The 24,550-nt window shown below is 35.9% G+C and carries 21 protein-coding genes and 1 pseudogene; 14 read left to right on the top strand and 8 right to left on the bottom strand.

Features of this window, described 5'->3' with window-relative positions; genetic code table 11:
* Nucleotides 1-107: 107 nt before the first annotated feature.
* The gene (gene trxB, locus FKR84_RS05155) at nucleotides 108-1,079 is read right to left on the bottom strand and encodes a thioredoxin-disulfide reductase (protein WP_141421233.1); all 972 of its coding nucleotides are present in this window, start codon (nucleotides 1,077-1,079) and stop codon (nucleotides 108-110) included.
* A 204-nt stretch (nucleotides 1,080-1,283) separates the two neighbouring features.
* Between trxB and FKR84_RS05150 the strand changes: the two genes are divergently transcribed.
* The 3 genes and pseudogenes from FKR84_RS05150 (at nucleotide 1,284) to uraH (ending at nucleotide 4,790) form a co-directional block, all read left to right on the top strand.
* The gene (locus tag FKR84_RS05150) at nucleotides 1,284-2,210 is read left to right on the top strand and encodes a tryptophan 2,3-dioxygenase family protein (protein WP_141421232.1); all 927 of its coding nucleotides are present in this window, start codon (nucleotides 1,284-1,286) and stop codon (nucleotides 2,208-2,210) included.
* A gap of 80 nt (nucleotides 2,211-2,290) precedes the next feature.
* Entirely contained in the window at nucleotides 2,291-4,219 is a 1,929-nt protein-coding gene (gene acs, locus FKR84_RS05145; protein ID WP_262710716.1) for an acetate--CoA ligase, read from the top strand.
* A 164-nt stretch (nucleotides 4,220-4,383) separates the two neighbouring features.
* A pseudogene (gene uraH, locus FKR84_RS05140) lies at nucleotides 4,384-4,790 on the top strand (hydroxyisourate hydrolase).
* Nucleotides 4,791-4,805: 15 nt separating this feature from the next.
* Here uraH and FKR84_RS05135 read toward each other — a convergent pair.
* From FKR84_RS05135 to FKR84_RS05120, 4 genes are all read right to left on the bottom strand, one after another.
* Complete coding sequence (locus tag FKR84_RS05135) at nucleotides 4,806-5,282, bottom strand: hypothetical protein (RefSeq protein ID WP_141421230.1); 477 nt, start codon at nucleotides 5,280-5,282, stop codon at nucleotides 4,806-4,808.
* Between the two features lie 15 nt (nucleotides 5,283-5,297).
* Nucleotides 5,298-5,702 (bottom strand): peptidase associated/transthyretin-like domain-containing protein, encoded by a 405-nt coding sequence (locus FKR84_RS05130; protein ID WP_141421229.1) that lies wholly within the window; start codon nucleotides 5,700-5,702, stop codon nucleotides 5,298-5,300.
* A gap of 157 nt (nucleotides 5,703-5,859) precedes the next feature.
* Nucleotides 5,860-6,477: an L-threonylcarbamoyladenylate synthase gene (locus FKR84_RS05125; RefSeq protein ID WP_141421228.1), complete on the bottom strand. Its 618-nt coding sequence runs from the start codon at nucleotides 6,475-6,477 to the stop codon at nucleotides 5,860-5,862.
* Between the two features lie 161 nt (nucleotides 6,478-6,638).
* Nucleotides 6,639-8,960 (bottom strand): ATP-dependent helicase, encoded by a 2,322-nt coding sequence (locus tag FKR84_RS05120; protein WP_141421227.1) that lies wholly within the window; start codon nucleotides 8,958-8,960, stop codon nucleotides 6,639-6,641.
* A gap of 137 nt (nucleotides 8,961-9,097) precedes the next feature.
* Between FKR84_RS05120 and FKR84_RS05115 the strand changes: the two genes are divergently transcribed.
* Together FKR84_RS05115 and FKR84_RS05110 are read left to right on the top strand one after the other, a co-directional pair.
* On the top strand, nucleotides 9,098-10,702 hold the full coding sequence (locus FKR84_RS05115; RefSeq protein WP_141421226.1) for an FMN-binding glutamate synthase family protein: 1,605 nt from the start codon (nucleotides 9,098-9,100) through the stop codon (nucleotides 10,700-10,702).
* 22 nt (nucleotides 10,703-10,724) lie between these two features.
* Entirely contained in the window at nucleotides 10,725-11,246 is a 522-nt protein-coding gene (locus FKR84_RS05110; protein ID WP_141421225.1) for a DUF7935 family protein, read from the top strand.
* 5 nt (nucleotides 11,247-11,251) lie between these two features.
* On the opposite strand, the gene FKR84_RS05105 is transcribed toward FKR84_RS05110, so the two are convergent.
* Entirely contained in the window at nucleotides 11,252-12,160 is a 909-nt protein-coding gene (locus FKR84_RS05105) for a patatin-like phospholipase family protein (RefSeq protein ID WP_141421224.1), read from the bottom strand.
* 1 nt (nucleotide 12,161) lies between these two features.
* Nucleotides 12,162-14,240, bottom strand: coding sequence for a M1 family metallopeptidase (locus FKR84_RS05100; protein WP_141421223.1), 2,079 nt, complete (start codon nucleotides 14,238-14,240; stop codon nucleotides 12,162-12,164).
* 91 nt (nucleotides 14,241-14,331) lie between these two features.
* On the opposite strand from FKR84_RS05100, the gene recG reads away from it, so the two are divergent.
* From recG to FKR84_RS05070, 6 genes are all read left to right on the top strand, one after another.
* Nucleotides 14,332-16,437 (top strand): ATP-dependent DNA helicase RecG, encoded by a 2,106-nt coding sequence (recG, locus tag FKR84_RS05095; RefSeq protein ID WP_141421222.1) that lies wholly within the window; start codon nucleotides 14,332-14,334, stop codon nucleotides 16,435-16,437.
* Nucleotides 16,438-16,510: 73 nt separating this feature from the next.
* The gene (locus FKR84_RS05090) at nucleotides 16,511-17,080 is read left to right on the top strand and encodes a hypothetical protein (protein ID WP_233357672.1); all 570 of its coding nucleotides are present in this window, start codon (nucleotides 16,511-16,513) and stop codon (nucleotides 17,078-17,080) included.
* 213 nt (nucleotides 17,081-17,293) lie between these two features.
* Complete coding sequence (gene pheT, locus FKR84_RS05085) at nucleotides 17,294-19,720, top strand: phenylalanine--tRNA ligase subunit beta (protein ID WP_141421220.1); 2,427 nt, start codon at nucleotides 17,294-17,296, stop codon at nucleotides 19,718-19,720.
* A 173-nt stretch (nucleotides 19,721-19,893) separates the two neighbouring features.
* A complete protein-coding gene (locus FKR84_RS05080; protein WP_141421219.1) occupies nucleotides 19,894-20,340 on the top strand; it encodes a hotdog fold thioesterase in 447 nt (148 codons plus the stop codon).
* Nucleotides 20,341-20,421: 81 nt separating this feature from the next.
* Complete coding sequence (locus tag FKR84_RS05075) at nucleotides 20,422-21,144, top strand: hypothetical protein (RefSeq protein ID WP_141421218.1); 723 nt, start codon at nucleotides 20,422-20,424, stop codon at nucleotides 21,142-21,144.
* A gap of 75 nt (nucleotides 21,145-21,219) precedes the next feature.
* Nucleotides 21,220-21,456, top strand: a complete 237-nt coding sequence (locus tag FKR84_RS05070) for a putative signal transducing protein (protein ID WP_141421217.1) — start codon at nucleotides 21,220-21,222, stop codon at nucleotides 21,454-21,456.
* 105 nt (nucleotides 21,457-21,561) lie between these two features.
* Here FKR84_RS05070 and FKR84_RS05065 read toward each other — a convergent pair whose 3' ends face one another.
* On the bottom strand, nucleotides 21,562-22,383 hold the full coding sequence (locus FKR84_RS05065) for a M48 family metallopeptidase (RefSeq protein WP_233357671.1): 822 nt from the start codon (nucleotides 22,381-22,383) through the stop codon (nucleotides 21,562-21,564).
* Nucleotides 22,384-22,524: 141 nt separating this feature from the next.
* Here FKR84_RS05065 and msrB (FKR84_RS05060) point away from each other — a divergent pair, with 141 nt between their 5' ends.
* From msrB (FKR84_RS05060) to FKR84_RS05050, 3 genes are read left to right on the top strand one after another with little or no spacing between them, the layout of a single operon-like run.
* Nucleotides 22,525-23,013, top strand: coding sequence for a peptide-methionine (R)-S-oxide reductase MsrB (gene msrB / locus FKR84_RS05060; RefSeq protein WP_141421216.1), 489 nt, complete (start codon nucleotides 22,525-22,527; stop codon nucleotides 23,011-23,013).
* A gap of 4 nt (nucleotides 23,014-23,017) precedes the next feature.
* A complete protein-coding gene (msrB, locus tag FKR84_RS05055; protein ID WP_141421215.1) occupies nucleotides 23,018-23,410 on the top strand; it encodes a peptide-methionine (R)-S-oxide reductase MsrB in 393 nt (130 codons plus the stop codon).
* A 20-nt stretch (nucleotides 23,411-23,430) separates the two neighbouring features.
* Nucleotides 23,431-23,982 carry an LptM family lipoprotein gene (locus FKR84_RS05050; RefSeq protein ID WP_141421214.1) on the top strand — a complete coding sequence of 184 codons (552 nt, stop codon included), beginning with the start codon at nucleotides 23,431-23,433 and terminating at the stop codon, nucleotides 23,980-23,982.
* The last annotated feature ends 568 nt before the right edge of the window (nucleotides 23,983-24,550 follow it).

Here is a 24,550-nt window from a genome sequence, read left to right as displayed (position 1 = left end):
TCTAAAGTTATAAAAAATTATCTCATTTCGTTTTTTTCCACAAAAAAACTGCTAATTCTAAATGTATTATTTAAAATTAGCAGTTTTTAAGTAGGTAAGTTTTACCTTTAAGCTTTCACTTCTTCTTTTGTTTCTACAGTTGCCAAATAACGTTCTGCATCTAGCGCAGCCATACAACCGGTGCCGGCCGCAGTAACGGCTTGACGGTATTCTTTATCTTGCACATCGCCACTGGCAAAAACTCCCGGAAGATTGGTTTTGGTACTTTTACTTTTAGTTAATAAATACCCGGCTTCGTCCATATCTAACTGACCGTTAAAAATTTCTGTGTTGGGTTTATGCCCAATTGCAATAAACAATCCGGTTATTTTAATTTCTTCTTTTTCGTTGGTTTGGTTGTTTACCATTTGTAAACCTTCTACCACTTGCTCCCCTATAACTTCGTCTATTTCCGTAAAGTAGCGCAAATCTATATTTGCTGTATTGGTAACGCGGTGTTGCATAGCTTTTGAAGCTCGCATCTCTCCTTTTCTTACCAACATAGTTACTTTGTTACAAATATTTGCCAAGTAGGTAGCTTCTTCTGCCGCGGTATCGCCGCCGCCTACAATGGCGACATCTTGACCTTTATAGAAAAAACCGTCGCAAACTGCACAAGCCGAAACGCCACCTCCGCGCAAACGTTGCTCACTTGGCAAACCTAAATATTTTGCCGTGGCACCGGTAGAAATTATTACTGTTTCTGCTTCTACCCAAGTTTTATTGTCTACACAAGCTTTATGAATACCACCGTGGTCTTTGCTTAATTTTACTTCGGTTACCATTCCCATGCGTACATCGGTGCCAAATCTTTCTGCTTGTTGTTGTAATTGCACCATCATAGTTGGTCCGTCTATACCTTCCGGGTAACCGGGAAAGTTATCTACCTCTGTTGTGGTAGTAAGCTGTCCACCTGGCTCCATTCCTGTATACATTACAGGTTTTAAATCTGCTCTTGCGGCATAAATGGCTGCAGTATAACCTGCGGGCCCAGAGCCAATAATTAAACACTTTATTCTCTCTATTGATTGCTCTTCCATACTTTCGTCTTTTTTGCAAATGTAAAAATAAGAAGTTCTAGCACAAGAGAGAATTATTTTGCTATAAAACTTCTTATTTCTTTATAAAGAAAACTAATACAGAAAAGTAGTACATTCTGTCTAAGTTTTACAAGATAATCGAGGCTTAATTTACGGCAAAAGTTGATATTATTTAATATTTTTGTTAAAAAACCACCCTAAATTATGACCGATAAGAGCCTAAATGAACAAATAGAAAAGAAATACAAAGTCCTTGGAGAAAATCCCGAAACTTACCTTAACGGACTTTTACACGCCAAACCAATTACTTATTGGGATTATATAGACGTAGACGCTTTGCTATCTTTACAGAAACCACGTACCAATTTTAAAGATGAGGAAATCTTTATTATGTACCACCAAATAACCGAGTTAAGCTTAAAATTGATAATTCATGAATTAAAACAACTTACTTTAGATGAAATTGAAAGCGAAGCTACTTTTATAGATAAACTGAAGCGTTTAAAAAGATACACCAATCTTTTAATGACATCTTTTGATGTTATGCGTTACGGAATGGATTATGACGATTATAACACCTTTAGAGCAACATTAGCACCTGCTAGCGGTTTTCAGAGTGCGCAATTTAGATATTTGGAAATCTATTGCACCCCAATAAAAAATCTCATAAATAAAGAAGGCAAAAAACGTCTACCGGAAAACCCAACTATAGAAGATTATTTTGAAAATATTTATTGGAAAGACGCAGGACATAACCGAAAAACCGGTAAAAAAACCCTTACCCTACGCCTTTTTGAAGAAAAGTATTTAGAGAGTTTTATAGATTTGGCTAAAAAACTTCAAGGTAAAACTTTAGCAGAAAGAATCCAGCGTTTTACCAATCCGTCTGAAGATTTAATAAAAGCAGCCAAAGCTTTTGACCATTACTATAATGTAGATTGGCCAATAGTGCATTTAAAAACTGCCGAGCATTATCTAGATAAAAAAGGTAAAACCAAAGCGGCCACAGGAGGTTCTGAATGGAAAAAATATTTACACCCAAAATACCAACAACGTAGGTTTTTTCCAAAATTATGGAGCGAACAAGAAATGATTAGATGGGGAGAAGCAGATTTGGCAGAATCATTTTAAATAAGCAAACAGGCAAGTATTTAACACCAAAGTTTTTTTAGCTATTTACGGATTTTTCATACATTTAGTTAAAATCACACATCTTTAGCTATTTTATGGAAATCAAAAATAATTTGCAAATAAAAACCTTTGCGGAATACAAAAAAACCTACCGAAAAAGTATAGAAGAACCCGAAACTTTTTGGGAAGCAGTGGCCGAAAATTTTACTTGGAACAAGAAATGGAATAACGTACTTTCTTGGGATTTTAAAAAGCCGGAAGTAAATTGGTTTGAAGGTGCCACGTTAAATATTACACACAATTGTTTAGACAGGCACGTAGAAAAGCATCCTAATAAAAACGCCATAATTTGGGAGCCTAATGACCCCAACGAAGAATCACGCCACATAACCTATAAACAACTGCAAGTAAAAGTCTGCAACTTTGCCAATGTTTTAAAACAAAATGGCATAGAAAAGGGCGATAGGGTTTGTATTTATATGCCAATGATACCCGAACTGGCAATTGCTATGCTTGCGTGTGCTAGAATTGGTGCCATTCATTCTATTGTTTTTGCGGGTTTTTCAAGCAAGGCGGTAGCAAGCAGAATAAACGATTCTGGTTGTAAAATGCTCATAACGGCCAACGACTATTATCGCGGCAGAAAATCTATCAAACTCAAAGAAATTTGTGACGAAGCGCTAGACAATACACCTTCTGTAGAAACAGTAATCGTTTATAGGAGAACGGTAAATGCTACCCCTATGAAAGAAGGCCGCGATAAATTCTGGTTTGACGAATTGCAAAAAGCTTACGCGGAATGCGATCCGGTAGAGGTAGAAGCAGAACATCCTTTATTTATATTATATACTTCCGGTTCTACCGGAAAACCAAAAGGAATGGTACACACCACAGCCGGATATATGGTGGGCACTACCTATACTTTTCAAAACACCTTTCAACCCAACGAAAAAGATATTTATTGGTGTACGGCAGATATCGGGTGGATTACCGGTCATTCGTATATAATTTATGGACCGTTATGCGCCGGCGCCACCACGGTAATGTTTGAAGGGGTGCCGAGTTATCCTAATTTTAACCGATTTTGGGAAATTATAGAAAAATTTAAAATCACCCATTTTTATACCGCGCCAACTGCAATTAGGTCACTGGCAAAACAAGACATAAAATACGTAGAAAAACACAATTTAGACTCCTTAAAAGTTTTAGGCTCTGTAGGCGAACCAATTAACGAAGAAGCATGGCACTGGTTTAACGATAATGTAGGAAAAACAAAATGTCCCATTGTAGACACCTGGTGGCAAACAGAAACCGGTTCTATAATGATATCGCCGCTTGCTGGGGTAACAGCAACACGACCAACTTTTGCAACTTTGCCTCTGCCAGGTGTACAACCTGCAATAATGAACGATGATGGTAACGAAATAGAATTTGACGGAAAAGTAGCCGAAGGAAAATTAGCTATTAAAGCGCCGTGGCCTGCCATTGCCAGAACAATATGGAACAACCATAAACGCTATAAAGAAACATATTTTTCTGCCTATCCGGGTTATTATTTTTCCGGAGATGGCGCCTATCGCGATGCCGTTGGAAATTATAGAATTACCGGCCGCGTAGACGATGTGGTAATTGTTTCCGGCCATAATCTGGGAACAGCCCCTATAGAAAATGCCATAAACGAGCACGAAAAAGTTTCGGAAAGTGCTATTGTAGGCTTCCCGCACGATGTTAAAGGCAATGCTTTGTATGCTTATGTAATTTTGTATAATCACAAAGACGCTTCCGATGCTTTAAAACAAGAAATACGCGATATAGTCACCAAAAATATTGGGGCTATTGCCAAACCACAAAAAATACAATTTGTGACTGAGTTGCCAAAAACCAGAAGCGGTAAAATTATGCGAAGAATTTTACGGAAAATTGCCGCCAACCAAACCGAAAATATGGGAGACACCTCTACTCTATTAAATCCCGATGTGGTAGAAGAAATTCAGAAAAATAAAGCTTAAGAAGTTAATTCCTGCTAATTCTAAAATTGACCAATTATAAGCAAAATTCATCCAGATATTTTTTTATGTAACGGCATAATAGTTTATAGAAAACATTAACTAAAGTTCAACCTTTAAGAGGACAACAAGCTTTTAAATTTTTAAAAAAATTAAAAGTGAAAGTTATGAAAAAAAGAATTTTAGATCTATTATTCATTTTACTTAGTGCAGCGGGCTTTGCACAGCAAAAAGAATATCAATTATCTACGCATATTTTAGACATTTCTGAAGGTATACCGGCAGAAAACGTAAAAATAAAATTGGAAAAGATGAATGCTAAAACGGTAAATGGGAATATATTTCTGCTAAGAGAACTATGGAAAACGGTCGTATAAACAATTTTTTGCCACTTACTAAAGAAAACAACGGCACGTATAAGTTTACTTTTTATACCGAGTCCTACTTTAAAAACCAAGGCAAAAAAAGCTTTTATCCTTTTATAGGAGTTGTTTTTAATATTACAGAAAACCAGCATTACCACGTTCCTATTACGCTTTCAGCCTTTGGCTACTCTACTTATCGTGGCAGTTAAGTTTATTCAAAATTATCACTCAAAAACCGTTATAGACAAATTCAGATTGCGTTTAAAATCTTTGCCTTTAAAATTCAGTAAATCTTTTAAAGGTGTTAATTTTTTATCTGCAAAAACATTTCTAATATAAGTTGTAGCGTCGTAGAACTCAGAAGTTTTACCGGTTAGTTGCGGCCGGAGCCTAATCCTGCTGTCATTGTTATAGTTAGAATTTGCAAGTCCTATAATTTCGATACCAAAATATAACCCTTGCTTTTTTAACTTCACTAGTTTGTTTTGTAGGCTAACCGAAATGATTTCTTTAGTACCTGATTTTATATTCAAGGGTTTACTACTAAAAATTTTGTCTTTAGGTGTTTGGTAAACATTTACCCTTGCCAGTATATTTCGTTGATTTTCAGGAGATATATTATATTTTCGTTTTAAGTACTTTTGGAGCGCTTTACTGTTTTCATCAAAAGAAAATTTTATTTTTTTTACAAAATTCTCCATTATTTCTTCTTTCGGTTAGATGTGAACTAGAATTTCTTGCTTCGGATTTAAATGTTTACTTCCGAACTTTTTTGTTGTTTTTAAAAAATCGATTTTTTTAATGTTTTTGGGTTTTATAATCCTTACCTCTGTTAACCGATTTGTTTTTGGAACAAGAAAAATACTATCCTTTAAAGCTTCGGTGGCAACCACATAATCGTGATAGCCTATGTGTGAAAATTTTAGACTATCTACTTCAATATTTTTCGATAAATCAAACCTGCCAAATGCATTGGAGTAAATTCCTTTCTTCTTATCAAGCTGTATATCTACATAAGAAATGGGTTTTTGACTAACAGAATCTACCACAATAAAATCTTGCGCAAAGGTATTTCCAAAAAAAATATTAGTAAAAAACAATAAATAGAATAATTTCCTCATAATTAACATGTTATCAATAGACTTTTAGCAAAATTTTGCCCCCAATTTTTTATAAACATCTATCAAGTAATTAGTCATAAAAAAATCCTATCAAAAAAAGCTACCTATAATTCTAAGCTTATAGATAGCTTTATAGTTTTTTAGCTACTGAAATTTTTTAAAAAATAGATAAATCGCCTTTTCCTTCTCTTACTACTACGGGATCTTCTCCGGTTAAATCTATTACGGTAGAAGCAACATTATCTCCATAACCGCCATCTACTACCAGATCTACCAATTTATTCCATTTTTCTGCTATAAGTTCAGGATCGGTGGTGTATTCCAACACCTCATCGTCGTCTTTTATAGAAGTAGAAACTATTGGGTTGCCCAATTCTTGTACAATGGCTTTTGCAATGCCGTTGTCTGGAACGCGAATCCCAACTGTTTTTTTCTTTTTGAACACAGAAGGCAGGTTATTACTGCCCGGCAAAATAAAAGTATACGGTCCCGGTAAACTGCGTTTCAAAATTTTAAAATTTTGGTTGTTAAGTTGTGTGTATTCAGAAAGATTGCTCAAATCTTCTACAATAAAAGAAAAATTAGATTTCTCTAGTTTCACGCCTTTTATTTTCGCAATTTTTTCTAAAGCTGCGGTATTATTAATATCGCAGCCCAAACCATAAACCGTATCTGTAGGATAAATTACCAAACCGCCATTTTTTAAAACTTCCACTATTTTTTTTATAGCTTTTGGCGATGGGTTTTCTTCATAAACTCTTAAAAGTTCTGCCATAATATCTGATTTTTTTTAAGCCATAAAATTTACGAAATTTTTTGCATAAGTAAGCCAAATAAGCCACCTCCTTTTCTTTAAAGTTTTACTAATTTTACTAAAACGGGCTTTTTCCGCTCTTAATTTGTTAGCTGAAACCTTGAAGTTTTTCTAAAACTGTTTTACAACACTTTTAATTTAGCAAAACGCAATAGTAATTTTTTTATTCCGCCATTTTCGAAATCAATTTCAGCTTTTTTATCTTGTCCTACTCCTTCTATTTGCAAAACCTTCCCTTTACCAAAACGCAAATGCTCTACTTCTTGCCCTTGGGTGAGTTGCAAATTATCGTTGGTGTTTTTTGCAACCCTATCACTTCCTACAGGACGCAAACGCCGTAATTTTTTCAACTGCTCTTCTGTAGGTTTGTGCGCTGGTGGCGGAGTGCCTTTTACGGGTTTTTGTTGGCGTAATTTACTCTTGTCTACTTCGCCAAAAATATCTGAATCTATTTTTGGCTGGTAGCGGTAATTATCATCCGGTATTTGCGAGTCTATATAAGTTTCGTCTATTTCTTCTATAAACCTGCTGGGTTCTGCGTCTATCAATTTTCCCCAACGGTAACGCGATTGTGTGTAGGTTAAATAAGCTTGTTTTTCTGCTCTTGTAAGGGCAACATAAAACAAGCGGCGTTCTTCTTCTAATTCTGCCCGGGTATTCATACTCATTCCGGAAGGAAAAAGATCTTCTTCTAGACCAACAATATACACATAAGGAAACTCCAATCCTTTAGCTAAGTGAATGGTCATTAAAGCAACTTTATCTTCATCATCGGTATCTTTATCCATATCTGTGGCCAAGGCAACATCTTCTAAAAACTCGGTTATCGAGCCGGTGGCTTCATCTATTTCTTTTTGCTCTTCTACAAAATCTTTTATACCGTTTAAAAGTTCTTCCATATTTTCGATACGCGCAATACCTTCTGGCGTACCGTCTTTTTTAAGCTCTTGAATCAAGCCAGTTTGCTTGGTAACGCTTTCTGTAAGTACAAATGCATTTTCTCTTTCCGAAATAAGCTGAAAATGCTTTATCATATTTACAAAATTGGTAAGTTTGGTACGAATACCTTTAGAAATATTGATGTTTATTTTTGCAATATTTTCTATAACTTCAAAAATAGATCTGTCGTATTGGTTGGCAGCTATCATCAATTTATCCATTGTAGTAGCACCAATTCCTCTTGCCGGATAGTTAATTATTCGCTTTAAAGCTTCTTCGTCTTTAGGGTTGGTAATTACCCGTAAGTATCCTAAAACATCTTTAATTTCTCTGCGTTGATAGAAAGAAGTTCCACCAAAAATTTTATACGGAATACCTTTTTTCCGTAAAGCATCTTCTATAGCTCTACTTTGTGCGTTTGTTCTGTAAAGCACCGCAAACTCACCATTTTTAAGTTGGTGATTCATCTTATTCTTAAAAATAGAACTGGCCACAAATCTGCCTTCTTCTCCGTCTGTAAGTAAACGGTTTACGATAATTTTTCCACCGTCTTGATTTTCTGTCCAAACTACTTTTTCTAATTTGGTTTGGTTTTTATCTATTATAGAGTTAGCTGCATTTACAATATTTTTGGTAGAGCGGTAGTTTTGTTCTAATCGGTAAGTTTTTACATCGTCGTAATCTTTTTGAAAATTGAAAATGTTATTAATATTGGCTCCTCTAAAAGCATAAATACTTTGCGCATCATCTCCTACCACACAAATGTTTTGAAATCTATCGCTAAGTGCTCGCACAATTAAATATTGCGAGTGGTTGGTATCTTGGTACTCGTCTACCAAAATATACCGAAACCTGTTTTGGTATTTTGCCAACACATCTGGAAAACGGGTTAGTAACTCGTTGGTGCGTAAAAGTAAATCATCAAAATCCATCGCACCGGCTTTAAAGCAGCGTTTTACATATTGGTCGTAGATTTCGCCCATTCTGGGGCGTTTTGCCATTGCATCTGCCTCTTGCAATTCAGGATTTTGAAAATAAGCTTTTACCGTAATCAAGCTATTTTTAAAAGAGGAAATACGTGAATAAATCTGTTTATATTTATAAACGTCTTTATCTAATTTCATCTCTTTAATGATGCTACCAATAAGTGCTTGCGAATCTTTGGTGTCGTAAATAGTAAAGTTAGAAGGATAGCCCAGTTTATCTGCCTCTATTCTTAAAATTCTGGCAAAAATAGAGTGAAAAGTTCCCATCCAGAGGTTTTTTGTCTCGCTAGCCCCGGCAATTTGCGCAATCCTGCTTTTCATTTCGCGCGCGGCTTTATTGGTAAAAGTTAACGACAAAATATTAAACGGATCTACTCCTTCATGCATTAAATGTGCAATTCTGTAGGTTAATACCCTGGTCTTACCAGAACCGGCTCCGGCAATCACAATTAATGGTCCTTCTTTATGCAAAACAGGCGCTAATTGCGCTTCATTCAATCCTTCTAAATACTTTTCCAATCTAAATGCTTTTTTAAAACCGTAAAGTTACAAAAATCCTAAATTAAGCCGGCAAGCCAAAACATTTTATAAACATTGTATAATTTTAATTGTGGCATTATAATTTTAAATATATTAGTATTTTAAAACACAACTGTATGGATGCCATATTAGACTTTTTAGGGCAAATTACTTGGTGGCAATGGATTATAATTTTCGTTTTGCTTATTGCTATTAAAGACGTTTTTTTTAATAAAGAACATACCATTAAGCACAACTTTCCGGTAGTAGGGCATTTTAGATATATCTTAGAAAGTATAGGCCCGGAGCTACGGCAATATATTGTTGCCAATAATCGCGAAGAATTACCTTTTGATAGAATTGAACGAGGCTGGGTCTACGCTTCTGCCAAAAACCAAAATAACTACGAAGGTTTTGGCACAGATAGAGATATATTTGAAACCAATTATATTTTTATCAATAATGCGATGATTCCTTACAGAATGCCGGAAAATCATCCTAATATTGAAGATCCTTATTTTTTACCTTGCGCCAAAGTGATGGGTAAACACAATAAGCGTAGAAAACCTTACCGCCCTGCTTCTGTAATTAATGTTTCTGCTATGAGTTTTGGAAGTTTATCTGCCAAAGCTATAGAGTCTTTAAACAGAGGCGTAAAAAAAGCTTATGCTTATCACAATACTGGCGAAGGCGGTTTATCTCCTTATCATAAAAAGGGCGGAGATATAATTTACCAAATAGGAACCGGTTATTTTGGCGTGCGCGATAAAGAGGGAAATTTTTCCTTAAAAGAATTAAAAAAGTTGGTAGACAAAAATCCTTGTATAAAAGCCATTGAGATTAAACTATCACAAGGAGCAAAACCCGGAAAGGGTGGGGTTTTACCGGCTTCTAAAATTACTAAAGAAATAGCACAAATCAGGAAAGTACCGCTAAATAAAGATGTGGTTTCCCCGCCATATCATACGGCTTTTTCAAATATTGATGAAATGGTAGATTTGATAGAAGCTATAGCCGAAGAAACCGGTTTGCCGGTGGGTATTAAAGCTGCTATTGGTAAAATGGACCAATGGGTAGAATTGGCTACCATTATGGAAGCTAAAGATTGCGGACCAGATTTTATTACCGTAGATGGTGGCGAAGGCGGTACCGGAGCTGCCCCGCCGAGTTTTGCAGACCACGTTGCTTTACCATTTATGTATGGTTTCAGAGATTTGTATAAAATTCTAAAAAATCACAATCTTACAGAACGTTTGGTGCTAATTGGCGCCGGCCGTTTAGGTTTCCCTTCTTCGGCAACTATGGCTTTTGCTATGGGCGTAGACTGTATAAATGTTGGTAGAGAAGCAATGTTGAGCATTGGTTGCATTCAAGCGCAAGCTTGCCATACCAATCGTTGTCCTACGGGAGTTGCTACCCAAAGCAAATGGTTGCAAGCCGGCATTAATGTAAAAGATAAAGCTACGCGAGTAAATTTCTATTTTAAAAATTTCCGTAAAGAATTTATAGAACTTACCCACGCCTCAGGCTATGAACATCCTTGTCAATACACGATGGATGATGTAGATATTAACCTAAGCGATCAAGATTTTACTAAAAGTCTGGCAGATTCTTATGAATACCACAAGGTAGAAGTGCCTTTTGAAGGGATGAAAGCACTGCAAGATTGTCCAGATTTAGGTGGTAGCTACAGAGAAATGATTAAAGAGAAAAAAATAGACAAAAACACCATTAGATATTAATTAAATTTTACTCCAATTTTTTATGCAAGAAATTAACCTACTCCAAATTTTACTGTACGTATTACCCAGCTTAATCGTTGGTTTTGTTGCTTATTATTTTTTTAATTCTTTTTTAAAAAACGAAGAAGAACGCCGTTATTATATGTTACGACGGGAAAACAATAAAACTTCTTTACCGCTACGCTTGCAAGCTATGGAACGTATGACGCTTTTTTTAGAACGTATAGACCCGGGTAGTTTGTTGGTTAGGATTAAACCCTACAACAACAATAAACACGATTATGAAAATTTATTAATACAACATATAGAACAGGAATTTGAACATAATTTGGCACAACAAATCTATATAAGTGATAAATGTTGGTATGCTATAAAAGCTACAAAAAATTCTACCATTGCATTGATAAGAAAAACTAATATGAGCGAGAAAGTAGACAGTCCCGCTAAGCTACGAGAAGTTATTTTGTCTGAGTTGGTAGATAAGAATCCGCCCAGTGCTACTGGTTTGGCTTATATAAAGCAAGAAGTAAAAAACCTGTGGTAAAAAGTTTATTCTTTTAAGATGTTTTCTTTAAGCTCTTTTGACTTTTTTTCGGCATAATCAAAACCTTGTGCCCACCAGCTGCGCATTAGTTTTTTATTAAAAACCAGCGAGTTTTCTGTAAGTCTACTTGGCGTATAATATAGGTTTAAAGAAACATCTTTGTTGGCAGCCGCCAATTTACCTTCTATAATATTACTACGCTCTATTTGGTCTATTACAAAACCGTATAAGTTTACCATTAAAGAAAACGGGTTTTGTCCCAGCACTTTATTATGCTCTAGATTTTCAGACTCTAGAATTACAGCATCAATTTCTGTGGCACCTCTTCTTATGGCTTCGCGTATAGGAACAACACAGCCAAAACCACCATCTGCATATTCGTAACCATCTTTTTCTGCTAAACTCATAAATGGCACGTAGTTGCAGGAGATCCAAATCCAATCGCAAAACTCTTTATAAGAAAATTCGTGAATACTTTTATACTCTATCTTGTTTCGGGATAAATTAGAAACTGTTACCACCAAGTCTTTTGCACTCCTTCTTGCTTCTTCAAAATCTTCTCTGGTAATGCTTTTTCGTATTAATTTCCGCAGGTTTTTACTCTCGCCAAAAGTGCGTTTACTTTTTAAAAATTGAAAAAGAGTATTGGTATAATTAATACTAACGTACTCTCTGTTTTCGCGTTTTTTTACGATAAACGGATTTAAACTAAAAATGCTTCGTTGGTTAACATTGGTATAAATTTGATATAATTTATTAATCTTATTTATGCTCAAATGGGTAAGCAGCAAACTACCGGTAGAAGAACCCACAAAAATATCGTATTTATTGTTTTGTATTCTAATTAAATGCTCTGCCACCCCGCCGGCGTACGCTCCTTTACTTCCTCCTCCAGAGATTACCAATGCCCGCATACTATAATTGTTTTTCTAAATATTTTTGTTGTTTTGCAGGCAAATCGTTTGCCAAAGCTTGTATTTCTGCTCTGTGCTCTTGTTCGCTTAACAATTGCGCCAACAACTGCCTGCAAAACTTTCTAAAACGCCAGACTTCGTGCGTCGTGCCTTGCAATAAATCTTTGTAATTTTTTACCGAAAAAAGATTTATCTGGTACAAATAACCAAAAGCATTTTCGCGCACTGCATAATCGTATTTTGGCGCTGTATAACCGGATAATTTATTGTAATAATCTTGTTGTTTTGCCGGCTCATAATCTGGAGTGGCCAAATTTAAAGTAAGCCATAAAAGCTCTATATTTTTATTTCTAAAACCTTCAATACCGCGCATTTTATCTAAATATTCATGACGCTTTCGCGGAAAGTTTTGCCATAAACTCAACAAAGCTTTTTCTTTGGTAAGATAAGAAGCATCTTCCAAAAGACTTTCGTATTGGGTTTGTAAATTTTTCGGAATTTTATTTGAGCGCAAGGCAATAGCTTGCCGCACCAAAATATTATTACTGGCAAAGGCTTTTTTATATAGATTTATAACAGAAGCAGTATTTTCGGAAGCTAATTGATACACTGCTTCTTGCCCCAAATAATCGTTTACCGGAAAAGATAAAGCTTTTTGCAGATCTATGCGTTTACTCTCTAAAGTTTTTGTACGCAAAGCTGCCAAATCTAAATACTCTCGCATAAAAGAAGACTTCTTTAAACTCTCTAAAGCTTCTCGCGCTTGAAAAGCAGATTGTAGCATCCAATTTTTCTTAAATTCGGTTAGGTCTGTTTGGCTTACTTTTTCTACTTCCGTAAAGAAATTGTCTGTTGTTACATTTTTATAAGCATATTTTTTTAGATAAGCGCGTATTGCTTCCGTAAAGGCCTCCTTTCCTATTTTCTCTTTTAAAATATGTAAAGCCCAAGCGCCTTTTTGATAAAACGTTAAGCTACTAGCTTTAGGGTTAAGCAAAGCTTCTCCTTTTCCGCTTTCGCTTAAAGCGCGTAACTGTTCGGCACTTTGGTAGAGTTTATAGTAAAAATAATCGTCGCCAAAAATTTCGCGTTCTGCCAATAAAGCATAATAGGTTGCAAAACCTTCTTGCAACCAGTGATGCGTGGAAGATGTTTCGGTAACCAGATTTCCAAACCATTGGTGCGCCAACTCGTGCGCGTTTACGTTTACATAATTACGGTCTATAAACCCAATAGAATCTGTTACAAAACTTTCTGAAAAAATGGTAAGACTGGTATTCTCCATGCCGGCATATAAAAAATCGCGCACAGGAACTTGTTTGTTGTTTTGCCAAGGATAATCTACCCCGATTTCTGCTTCCAAAAAGTCAAAAATTTCTTTTGTATACCGGTAGGTTGGTTCTACTTTTAAAGAATCTTTGGGTTCGTAATACAATTTAAGCGGCGTGCCATTTTCTGCTTCTATAGTTTTATAAGCATAATTTCCAAAAGCCATTGCTACCAAATAACTGCTCATAGGTTTTTGCATCTGGTAACGCCAAAGCTTCTTGTTGGCAGTAACCAACGTGTCTACCAACTTACCATTGGCAGCCAGCTTTAATTTTTTCGGAATTTTATAATCTATCGAAAAAATTAATTTATCGTTTACATCGTCTATACTGGGCAACCAATGCGAAGTATATTTACCTTGGCCTTGCGTCCAAACTTGTTTGCTGCCACCACTATCCCATCCTAAAAAATACATGGTTTGTTTTGGTTGTACCGAATAGCTAAAATGCAACGTATAGGTTTTGTTCTTTTTAAAATTGCCTAAAATCCATATTTTGTCTTTTGCAAGGTGTAAAGTAGCGTCAAAAGTCGAACCTTTTTGCAAAGTGGCTTGCATATTTTTGGCGTCTACATAAATAGAATCTGTAGCTTCAAGAATTTTAAAATTTAGTTCTACGTCTCCTTGTATCAATTCCTTTTCAGGGAAAATTTCTAAGGCGGCGTTTAGTTGTAAAAAATCTACCTTATCTAATTGTTGCGCGGGCAAAATTTGGGTTAAAAGTGCAAAGCAACAGCAAAAAAAGTACTTCATTATTTTTTGATTGATATCGTACTGCAAAGTACAAAAATCATTTTATTCCAATGTAGTATTCCTGTTTTTGAAATTTACTATCTTCGTTTTTATGAATTCCGAAAATTTGCATACGCCAATAGAGTATTTAAAAGGGGTTGGACCAAACCGTGCAGAGCTGCTAAAAAAAGAAATGGGAATATTTTCTTATGCAGATTTGCTCAATTTATTTCCCAATAGGTATATAGATAAAACCCGATATTATAAAATTAGAGAGCTACAACGCAATTCTGCAGAAGTGCAAATAGTGGGTAAAATTGTACACCTAAAAACTGTAGAACAAAAACGCGGCAAGCGCTTAGTGGCACAATTTATAGACGATACCGGCAAAATGGAACTGGTCTGGTTTCGCGGCCATAAATGGATAAAAGAAAGTTTAAAAATAAACCAGGCTTATGTGATTTTTGGTAAAGTAAATTGGTTTAACGGCAGTTTTTCTATGCCGCACCCCGAAATGGAATTGCTTAGCGAGCATAAAAAAAACACGCGTATTGCTATGCAACCGGTTTACCCTTCTACCGAAAAGCTTACCAAACAAGGCGTGAGCAACCGGGTAATTATAAAATGTATTCAACAAATTTTTAGAGAAAACCGCGCCGGTTTTAAGGAAACGCTTTCTGCGAAAATCATAGAAAAGTATAAGCTATTGTCCAAATCAGAAGCTTTGTTGCAAGTGCATTTTCCGCAGAATGCAGAAAAATTATCTAAGGCGCAATTCCGCTTAAAGCTGGAAGAATTATTTTTTATTCAGTTACAACTTATCGTTAAAAACCAAACCCGAAAGCAAAAAATAAAAGGTTTTGTTTTTGATAAAGTAGGCGATTATTTTAATACTTTTTACCAAAAGTATTTACCTTTTGAACTTACCAAAGCGCAAAAACGCGTGGTAAAAGAAATACGATTTGATTTAGGTACCGGTGCCCAAATGAACCGATTGCTACAAGGCGATGTTGGCTCGGGAAAAACCATGGTCGCTTGGTTGGTTAGTTTAATTGCTTTTGATAACAATTTTCAAGTTTGCCTAATGGCGCCCACAGAAATTCTGGCCACGCAACATTATAATAGCCTAAAAGAAATGGGCGATAAATCTGGGATAGAAATTGCCTTGCTCACGGGCTCTACCAAAACCAAAGACCGTCGTATTTTACACGAAAAACTAGAAAGCGGCGAGCTGGATTTATTAATTGGCACCCACGCGGTTTTAGAAGATAAAGTACAATTTAAAAATCTTGGCTTGGCAATTATAGACGAGCAACACCGTTTTGGGGTTGCCCAACGTGCCAAATTATGGAAGAAAAACAGCTTGCCACCACACATTTTGGTAATGACGGCTACGCCAATTCCGCGTACCTTGGCAATGAGCCTTTACGGCGATTTAGATATTTCTGTAATAGACGAGTTGCCGCCGGGAAGAAAATCTATAAAAACCGTGCACCGTTTTGACAGTCACCGTTTGGCAGTTTTTAAATTTATAAAAGATGAAGTAAAAAAAGGCCGACAAATATATATTGTTTATCCGTTGATTGAAGAAAGCCAGGCAATGGATTATAAAGATTTAATGGATGGCTACGAAAGTATTGTACGCGAGTTTCCTATGCCGGATTATCAAATCTCTATTGTACACGGCAAAATGAAACCGGCAGATAAAGATTTTGAGATGAACCGTTTTGCTAAAGGCGAAACACAAATTATGGTTGCCACAACAGTTATTGAAGTTGGCGTAAATGTACCCAATGCCAGCGTAATGGTGATAGAAAGTGCAGAGCGTTTTGGTTTATCGCAATTGCACCAACTTAGAGGTCGGGTTGGTCGTGGCGCAGAGCAAAGTTATTGTATTTTAATGTCCGGCCATAAACTCTCACAAGACAGCAAAACCCGCTTAGACACAATGGTACAAACTAACGATGGTTTTGAAATTGCCGAAGTAGATTTAAAACTACGCGGCCCAGGAGATATTATGGGAACCCAACAAAGTGGCGTTTTAAACCTAAAAATTGCCGATATTGTAAAAGATAATCAAATCTTAAAAATAGCCCGACAAGAAGCTATACAATTACTAAAAGAAGACCCCAAACTTACCGAAACCCAAAACCAACCGATTAAAAACACCTATTTAAAAATCAATAAAAATAAAAGCATCTGGAATTATATTAGTTAGATAGATTTGGAATAGTTTTAAATAAATCTTAACTTTTTCAATATTTGAGTGCAATAACCAACCCATAAATATTATGCTAAAAAAAACACTTTTATTTTTAATGGCGGTGCTAGTTTTGTCTTGTAGTAAAGACGATTCAAACACTGTTGATTTAAAAAAACAAGAACTCATAGAAAAAGTTCATGGCTTGTATAGGTTACGGGCAGCCACTTCTAGTGTACCAATAGACATAAATTTGGATGGGGTGCCGCAAACCAACCTTTTTGAAGAGGTGCGTTACTGCAATAATACGCTTAACTTGGTTTCCTATTCGTGTAGAATTACACATAAGGCAACTTATGACAAAGTATATTTCGAAGTACCCACCTCTGAGTTTATAGAACACTATCTTCCTACAACCTGTATCCGGGATAAAGGTTTAGCCTATCCCTTTGAATTTGATGTACCAAACAACACAATTAAGTTGGGGCAATCTGACCATTGGGATGAATTTGCGGCAGATTTTAAAACAGAAATTTTAACTATGACGTGGGAAGAAGATTGGGTATATTTTACACTCAAAAAAGAATTTTATACCTCCTCCGGAGAATGGCAAGAGGTAGAACTTTATTTGGAGTATGAAAAAACATCTGATGTACTTTAAAAATAAATATAAAATTCAAAAAAAGATGCCTGAGATTTTTTCAGGCATCTTTTTTTGTTGAGCCTATTTTATAGAAATTAACCGCAATTGTCATTGTCATCATAAAAGTTGACTTACAATTTTAAAAGCTTTTATTTCTATAAAATGCACGCCAATCCAATCTTTTTTTTTATGAATTAATACTATCTTTGCGGCTCGAAAAAGAGCAACAATATGAAGATTTCGTATAACTGGGTTAAACAATTTATAAAAACCGACTGGAATGCCGAAAAAACCGGCAAACTCCTAACCGATTTAGGTTTGGAAGTAGAAGGCATAGAGCAGTTTGAATCTGTAAAAGGCGGACTGGAAGGTATTGTAGTTGGACACGTTTTAACGTGCGAAAAACACCAAAACGCAGACAGGTTAAAACTTACCACAGTAGAAATTGGTGCAGATGAGCCGTTGCAAATTGTTTGCGGTGCACCCAATGTTGCAGCAGGACAAAATGTGCCGGTTGCCACAATTGGCACTACGCTTTACACACCAGAAGGCGAAGCTTGGAAAATTAAAAAAGGTAAAATTCGGGGCGAAGTTAGCGAAGGCATGATTTGCGCGGAAGACGAGTTAGGCTTAGGAAAAAGCCACGAAGGCATTATGGTTTTAGACGAAAAACTGGCTCCGGGCACGCCGCTAAAAGAAATCTTTGACGTAGAAACAGATTTTGTTTACGAAATTGGCCTTACGCCAAACCGCGCAGACGCAATGAGCCATTTTGGAGTGGCGCGAGACCTAAAAGCCGGTTTGTTGCAGCAAGAAATAAACACTTCTTTGGTTTCTCCTTCGGTTAGTAATTTTCACGTAGAAAACCGTAGCAAACGTATAACTGTAGAGGTAGAAAATTACGATTTAGCTCCGCGTTATTGCGGCGTAAGCATTTCGGGAGTAAAAGTTGGCCCCTCGCCTGCTTGGTTGCAAAACAAATTAAAAGCTATAGGTATTAGTCCTAAAAACAATATCGTAGACGCCACCAATTACGTTTTGCACGAATTAGGACAACCGCTTCACGCATTTGATGCCGACTTGATTACCGACAATAAAATTCTGGTAAAACCGGCAAAAAAAGGTACAAAGTTCACCACTTTAGATGAGGTAGAACGCGAGTTGCACGAAGAGGATTTAATTATAACAGATACAGAAAAACCCTTAGCTATTGCCGGAGTTCTTGGCGGTTTACATTCCGGGGTAACCGAAAAAACTTCCAGTGTTTTTATAGAAAGCGCTTATTTTAATCCGGTTAGCGTAAGAAAAACGGCAAAAAGACACGGTCTAAATACAGATGCCTCGTTTAGATTTGAACGCGGGGTAGACCCAAGTATCACTAAATATGCGCTAAAACGCGTTACTTTACTGATTTTAGAAAACGCCGGCGGCTATGTTTCTAGCGATATAGATGATATTTATCCAAATAAAATTGAAGATTTTCAGGTGTTTTTAACCTTTAGTAAAATCAATAAATTAATTGGACAGGAAATACCAAGCGACACGATAAAATCTATTTTGGCTTCGCTAGATATTCGTGTAAATAACGTTACAGAAACCGGCTTAGGACTTACAATACCAGCCTATCGCGTAGATGTACAACGTGAAGTAGATGTAATTGAAGAAATTTTACGTGTTTATGGTTATAACAATGTCGAGTTTAACGAAAAACTAAACGCTTCTATATCAAACTCTTCGCGATTTGAAGATTTTAAATTGCAAAATTTAATTGCCAATCAACTTGTGGGGCAAGGTTTTTATGAGATGATGGCCAATTCTTTAACCACCAAAACCTACGTCAATTTAGACCAAACTTTAAATCCGGAACATACGGTAGAAATGCTTAACCCTTTGAGCCAAGATTTGTCTGCGTTACGACAATCTATGCTTTTTAGCGGCTTAGAAGCGGTGGTATACAACCTTAACCGAAAAAACGAAGATTTAAAGTTGTTTGAGTTCGGGAAAACCTATCATAATTTTCCTTCGGGCAGAGAAGAGAAAAAACACCTATCTTTGCTAGTTACCGGAAATCGCTCGCAAGAACGTTGGAACAATCTTACTCAAAAAAGCGATTTCTTTTATCTTAAAGGAATTATAAAAGCAGTATTGGAGCGTTTGGGCTTTACGGAAACAAAATCAAAGGCTAGTTCTTCTGCTATTTTTAGTGAAGGTTTAAAGCTTGACTACAAAAAGCAAACCTTGGTAGAGTTTGGTGTGGTGCGCAATTCTGTTCTAAAACATTTTGATATAGAACAAGAAGTTTTGTTTGCCGATTTTAATTGGGACGCGCTTATTAAACTGGTAAATCAACAACAAAAGATCTTTAAACCAATTGCTAAATTTCCTTCCATTAGAAGAGATTTTGCTTTATTAATAGATAAAGAAGTTGCCTTTAATGACATTTATGATATTGCGGTTAAAACCGAAAAAAGCCTCTTAAAAAACGTAAATCTTTTTGATGTTTACGAAGGCAAAAACTTGCCGGAAGGCAAAAAAAGTTATGCGGTAAGTTTTACGTTTTTAGACGAAAAGAAAACCCTTACAGATAAGCATATTGATAAGATTATGAACAAACTTCAACAAAAGTTTGAAAAACAACTTGGTGCCAGTTTGCGATAAAATTTTGTCGATTTTACATTTTACTTTAGCCTGCATTTAATTTTGCAGGCTTTTTATTTATCTTTTGTTTTAACCGAAACTAAATGCAAATAGTAACACCCCTTCGCATTAAACTATTTTTTTCTTTTTAGAATTTTAGTTTTAAATTTCCGTAAAAAAACACATTTAACTATATGGAAATAAACAAAGAATTTATCAAAAAAATGGCGGAAGAAATAATTCCGTTACACAAATTTTTAGGTTTAGAAATTATAGCTTTAGAAGAAGGTTATGTAAAAGTAAAAATTCCGTACAGAAAAGAAGTAGTTGGCGATGTACGCAACAATCGTTGGCACGGCGGAATTATTGCCACAGTAATGGACTCTGTTGGTGGCATTGTTGGCACCACATTTAGCACTACTACCAAAGATAAAATGGCCACGATAGATTTGCGCGTAGATTATTTAAAAGCAGCTCAAAGCAAAGCCTTAATTGTAGAGGGAGAATTGGTGCGCTTAGGCAACCGGATAATGGTTACCCGGATGCGAGCTTATGAAGAAGGCGAACACGATTTGGTTGCCGAAGGAAAAGGTGTTTATAATTTTATTCGGTTAAAAAAATCTGACCAAAAAAAACAATAAATTTTTTCTAGCAATTGTTAAATATTGAGGTTGAGCAAAATAGATAATTTTTAATACGTATTTTAGTATAAATAAAAGAGGATGAAAGTGACGCGAACCAATATTGAGACTAAGCTTAAGAATTATCGGGACAAACATATCTCGGAGCAAAGCTTATTAGACACAGTAGAAAAAATACTTTCGGAGGATACTTTACACGAAGAAAAAATAAAAGATACTTTAGAAAGTAACGGCGACAATAACGGTGGAAATACTTTTAAATTTGACGCTCTAAAAAGCGAAAACATTTATCATATAGAGCAAATAAAAGAGATTTGCTTTACATACCGACTTCGCTTTTTAAACAGTAGCTTGTTTAAAGAAGATTTACCCTTAGAAGCTATACAGAAAATAAAGCGCTTAGAAAAAGAGCACGAAACCCAGCTTTCGGGTTTTAAAATAATGGCCCCGGCCAAAGCTTTTCAGCTTAAAAACGCAGACGACCCATTGCTTTTTGCCCCAATTGGTAATGATTATTACTATCTTGTTCACAAATGGGGAAGAGATCTGCATCCGCTAAGAAAATGGCTAATGTGGCCTTTTAGAAGTATGGAAAATATTTTGATTACCATCCTAGCAATTGGTTTTACAGTAGGCGCAATGTTTCCTGAAAATATGTTTTCTAAAAACAACAGCTTTTCAGAATATCTAATTTTATCGTTATTTACCGCAAAATGGGTTGCAGGCTTGGTTATTTTTTATGGCTTTAAAAAAGGTAAAAACTTTAGTACCGCTATCTGGAATAGTAAATATTTTAATGCATAGAAAAATGCGTTAATCTCTACTTAAAACAAGTTTTGTTTAGGCTATAAAAGTTATTTTTATTTAAAACTAAGTTATATGGCAAATCAAGATCCTCATTACGAAACTATCTATACCGGTTCTGAAGTAAATGTACAATACTTACAAAATGTCTTAAGAAAAGCTAGCATTTCTTCAATCGTTAAAAATAATTTTGAATCTGGTTTACGCGCTGGTTTTGGTGGCGGTTTACCCGGACAAGTGCAATTACAAGTACAAAAATCGCACGCAGAAGAAGCTAGAAAAATAGCGAAAGCGGCTTTTGAAGAGGAATAATTTTTCCTTTTCCGTAAAGTAAAAAAGCTGTTTAAATTACCGTTTAAACTTTTTTAATGCTTAACATCGTAATTTAAACAGCTTTAATTTTATTAAAATTTTAATTTATTTCTGAAAGTTGGTAACTCCAAATTTTCTAGCTTCGGCTTTAGCGCTTGCTGCCCAGGACTCTAAATTATTTATTCTAGTTTGGTTAGACGGGTGGGTACTTAACCATTCGGGTGAAGCTTGGCCGCCACTTTCTTGCTGCATTCTTCGCCATAAATCGGGCGCCACCTCAGGATCGTAACCGGCAATTGCCATTAAGGTTAAACCAATTTTATCTGCTTCGGTTTCGTGACTTCTGCTAAAAGGCAGCATTACTCCAACTTGTGAAACTACACCATAAGCACTATTAAAAATTTGCTGTTTTTCTGTCTCGTTAAAAGCTATATTGCCTGCTACCGCACCTAATTGTTGTAGCTGGCCGGCGCTCATACGTTGTTGACCGTGATTTGCCAAAGCGTGAGCAACTTCGTGCCCCAACACTACTGCCAAACCGGCCTCATCTTTTGCTACCGGCAATAAACCGGTATAAACGGCAATTTTTCCGCCGGGCATTGCCCAAGCGTTAACCATATCGTCTTCTTTAATTAGTTTATACTCCCATCTGTAATTTTCTAAATAACCTTGGTAACCATTGGCATTCAACCAACGCTCGGAAGCCGCAGCAATTTTTTGCCCAACTTCTTTTACCATTCTCGCTTCAGCAGTACCTTTTACTACATCATTTTCTTTCAAGAATTGGTCATACTCCTGAAATGCCATTGGCAAAATTTGAGAATTAGATACCAGGGCTAAGGTCTTCTTTCCGGTAAACGGATTTTTATTACAAGAAACCAGCAGAAATAAAACACTAAAAATTATACTGATGTTCGAAATTTTCATAACATTGATTTTTTCTGAATTAAAACTACAAAAATGCACCAGTTAAATTTAAAATTTTATCATGCCTTTAACAGAAGTATAAGTAGATAACGGAACGGTATTTGTAATTTTATTTAAAAGTTGAATCGATAAATGTTTAAAATGAACAAGATACCTTCTTTATTATTAATGGTTCTTAGTTTTACTTTGCTAAGTTGTACTGGTAAAGCTCAAAAGAAACCAAAGGCCGAACAATTCCCCATTCAAAAAACAGAAAAAGAATGGAAGAAAGAACTTACTGCCGCCCAATACAACGTTTTGCGTTCTGCCGGAACAGAAAAACCTTTCTCTAGCCCGCTTAACAATATTAAAGAAGCTGGTACTTTTGTTTGCGCTGCCTGCGGAAAAGAGCTTTATAAAACAAAAAATAAATTTGAAAGCGGTACTGGTTGGCCAAGTTTTGACCAGCCTATAGAAGGAGGCGTTTTTATAAGTAAAGATAACAAACTGGGCTACACCAGAAACGAAGTTTTATGCGCCGATTGTGGCGGACATTTAGGCCACGTTTTTAACGATGGCCCTAAAGAAACCACCGGTAAGCGCTATTGTATGAACGGCGATGCAATGAAATTTATTCCCGAAAAATCCTAAAAGCATGAAAAAATACAGTATAGAAAAATCGACAGAAGATTGGAAAAATCAATTAGAACCTGAGCAGTACAGGGTTTTACGAAAAAAAGGAACAGAAGCTCCACACACAGGAAAATACAATCTTCATTTTGACGATGGTAGCTACAATTGCGCCGGTTGCGGTACTAAGCTTTTTGAAAGCGAAAGTAAATTTAAAAGCAACTGCGGTTGGCCAAGTTTTGATAACGCTATAGAAGGAAGTATAGAATATGTGCAAGACAATAGTTTTGGTATGCAGCGTATAGAAGTTTTGTGCGCTAATTGCGGCGGGCATTTAGGTCACGTTTTTGACGACGGTCCAACCGAAAGCGGAACTAGGTATTGCATCAATTCCGCAAGCCTTAACTTTGATAAATAAAAAACTTAAAATCATCTATTATGAAAACATTTAAAATATTTACACTTGTTTTGGTTACCATTTTTGGACTTACTGCTTGTGAAGGAGATCGCGGTCCGCAAGGACCTCCGGGACAAGATGGTAATAATGGCTATATTGGCACAACAACAGAATTTACTATAGATTTTCCGCTCAATAACGAATTTATTTATGTGTTTGCAGACGACGGCATAGAAGTATTTGAATCGGATGCGGTTTTGGTTTACCGGTCTGAAGAATCTATAGCTGACCCTTCCGGACCTATTAAGGTTTGGAAACAATTACCGCAAACCATTTATTTTAATAACGGGACAGAATTAGCCTATAATTTTGACCACACTTTTAATGATGTTCGATTGTTTGTAGAAGGCACGGCAGATTTTAACGCGATAGATCCAAATATTTATTTTAACAACCAACATTTTAGAATTGTAGTTGTTCCGGCAGATTTTGCAAAAGACCCAAAAATAGACCTTTCTTCTTTTGAATCTTTACAAAAAGCGGTGAAAAACAGAGGTAAAGATTTGCAAAAAGTAAGTCTTCAAACCAAATAATGTAGAAATTATATTAGTTTTTTTCTACTGAAGCAAACTAGCAAAACAACAAGAACAATACGCAAAAAAAAGTAATTCCCTTAAAGTGCGAAAACTTATTATTCTATAGTACTAATATTCGATTAAATTAATTAAAAAACGGATGACACGCCAATAATAGCCTAGGGTTCGAGAGATTTATAGTATAACATCTCGCTATAAGATTTTTTATTTTTTAATGGCCTAAGCGAAGTTCTCGCATACGATGAGGAAGAATGACGAGAGTAATGCACAAAAAAATGATATGAGTGGAGGGTTAAGCAAACTAGCGCCAGCCGTAAAAAATTGAATAGACACAAGTAAGAGCTTTGAGCTTTAAAAATTTATGAAAACCAGCTAATACCCTCAGTTTGCGCCGTAACGAGGGAAATTTTTAGCAAAATTCGGTCAAGCCTAGTCCCCAACTAGAGTTGGGGATTGGTTCTCCCGTATTCTATGGTTAAAAAAAGCTTTTTAGTTAAAATTTTCAACATTTTTAAGCTGCATATTTCAAGGTATCAACATATGGCGTTCTCCGTTTTACAACTGC

Source organism: Haloflavibacter putidus, assembly GCF_006546625.1.
GTDB lineage: Bacteria > Bacteroidota > Bacteroidia > Flavobacteriales > Flavobacteriaceae > Mesonia > Mesonia putida.
The sequence above is the reverse complement of the archived record's forward strand: the minus strand, read 5'-3'. Positions and strand labels throughout refer to the sequence as shown.

Coding starts and splice junctions, on each gene's coding strand:
- FKR84_RS05080 (WP_141421219.1), top strand. CDS start 19,894: ATGGAAATAAACAAAGAATTTATCAAAAAAATGGCGGAAGAAATAATT.
- recG (WP_141421222.1), top strand. CDS start 14,332: ATGAATTCCGAAAATTTGCATACGCCAATAGAGTATTTAAAAGGGGTT.
- FKR84_RS05050 (WP_141421214.1), top strand. CDS start 23,431: ATGAAAACATTTAAAATATTTACACTTGTTTTGGTTACCATTTTTGGA.
- FKR84_RS05110 (WP_141421225.1), top strand. CDS start 10,725: ATGCAAGAAATTAACCTACTCCAAATTTTACTGTACGTATTACCCAGC.
- FKR84_RS05105 (WP_141421224.1), bottom strand. CDS start 12,160: ATGCGGGCATTGGTAATCTCTGGAGGAGGAAGTAAAGGAGCGTACGCC.
- FKR84_RS05100 (WP_141421223.1), bottom strand. CDS start 14,240: ATGAAGTACTTTTTTTGCTGTTGCTTTGCACTTTTAACCCAAATTTTG.
- FKR84_RS05130 (WP_141421229.1), bottom strand. CDS start 5,702: ATGAGGAAATTATTCTATTTATTGTTTTTTACTAATATTTTTTTTGGA.
- trxB (WP_141421233.1), bottom strand. CDS start 1,079: ATGGAAGAGCAATCAATAGAGAGAATAAAGTGTTTAATTATTGGCTCT.
- FKR84_RS05125 (WP_141421228.1), bottom strand. CDS start 6,477: ATGGCAGAACTTTTAAGAGTTTATGAAGAAAACCCATCGCCAAAAGCT.
- msrB (WP_141421216.1), top strand. CDS start 22,525: ATGAACAAGATACCTTCTTTATTATTAATGGTTCTTAGTTTTACTTTG.
- msrB (WP_141421215.1), top strand. CDS start 23,018: ATGAAAAAATACAGTATAGAAAAATCGACAGAAGATTGGAAAAATCAA.
- FKR84_RS05150 (WP_141421232.1), top strand. CDS start 1,284: ATGACCGATAAGAGCCTAAATGAACAAATAGAAAAGAAATACAAAGTC.
- pheT (WP_141421220.1), top strand. CDS start 17,294: ATGAAGATTTCGTATAACTGGGTTAAACAATTTATAAAAACCGACTGG.
- FKR84_RS05135 (WP_141421230.1), bottom strand. CDS start 5,282: ATGGAGAATTTTGTAAAAAAAATAAAATTTTCTTTTGATGAAAACAGT.
- FKR84_RS05115 (WP_141421226.1), top strand. CDS start 9,098: ATGGATGCCATATTAGACTTTTTAGGGCAAATTACTTGGTGGCAATGG.
- FKR84_RS05090 (WP_233357672.1), top strand. CDS start 16,511: ATGCTAAAAAAAACACTTTTATTTTTAATGGCGGTGCTAGTTTTGTCT.
- FKR84_RS05065 (WP_233357671.1), bottom strand. CDS start 22,383: ATGAAAATTTCGAACATCAGTATAATTTTTAGTGTTTTATTTCTGCTG.
- FKR84_RS05075 (WP_141421218.1), top strand. CDS start 20,422: ATGAAAGTGACGCGAACCAATATTGAGACTAAGCTTAAGAATTATCGG.
- FKR84_RS05070 (WP_141421217.1), top strand. CDS start 21,220: ATGGCAAATCAAGATCCTCATTACGAAACTATCTATACCGGTTCTGAA.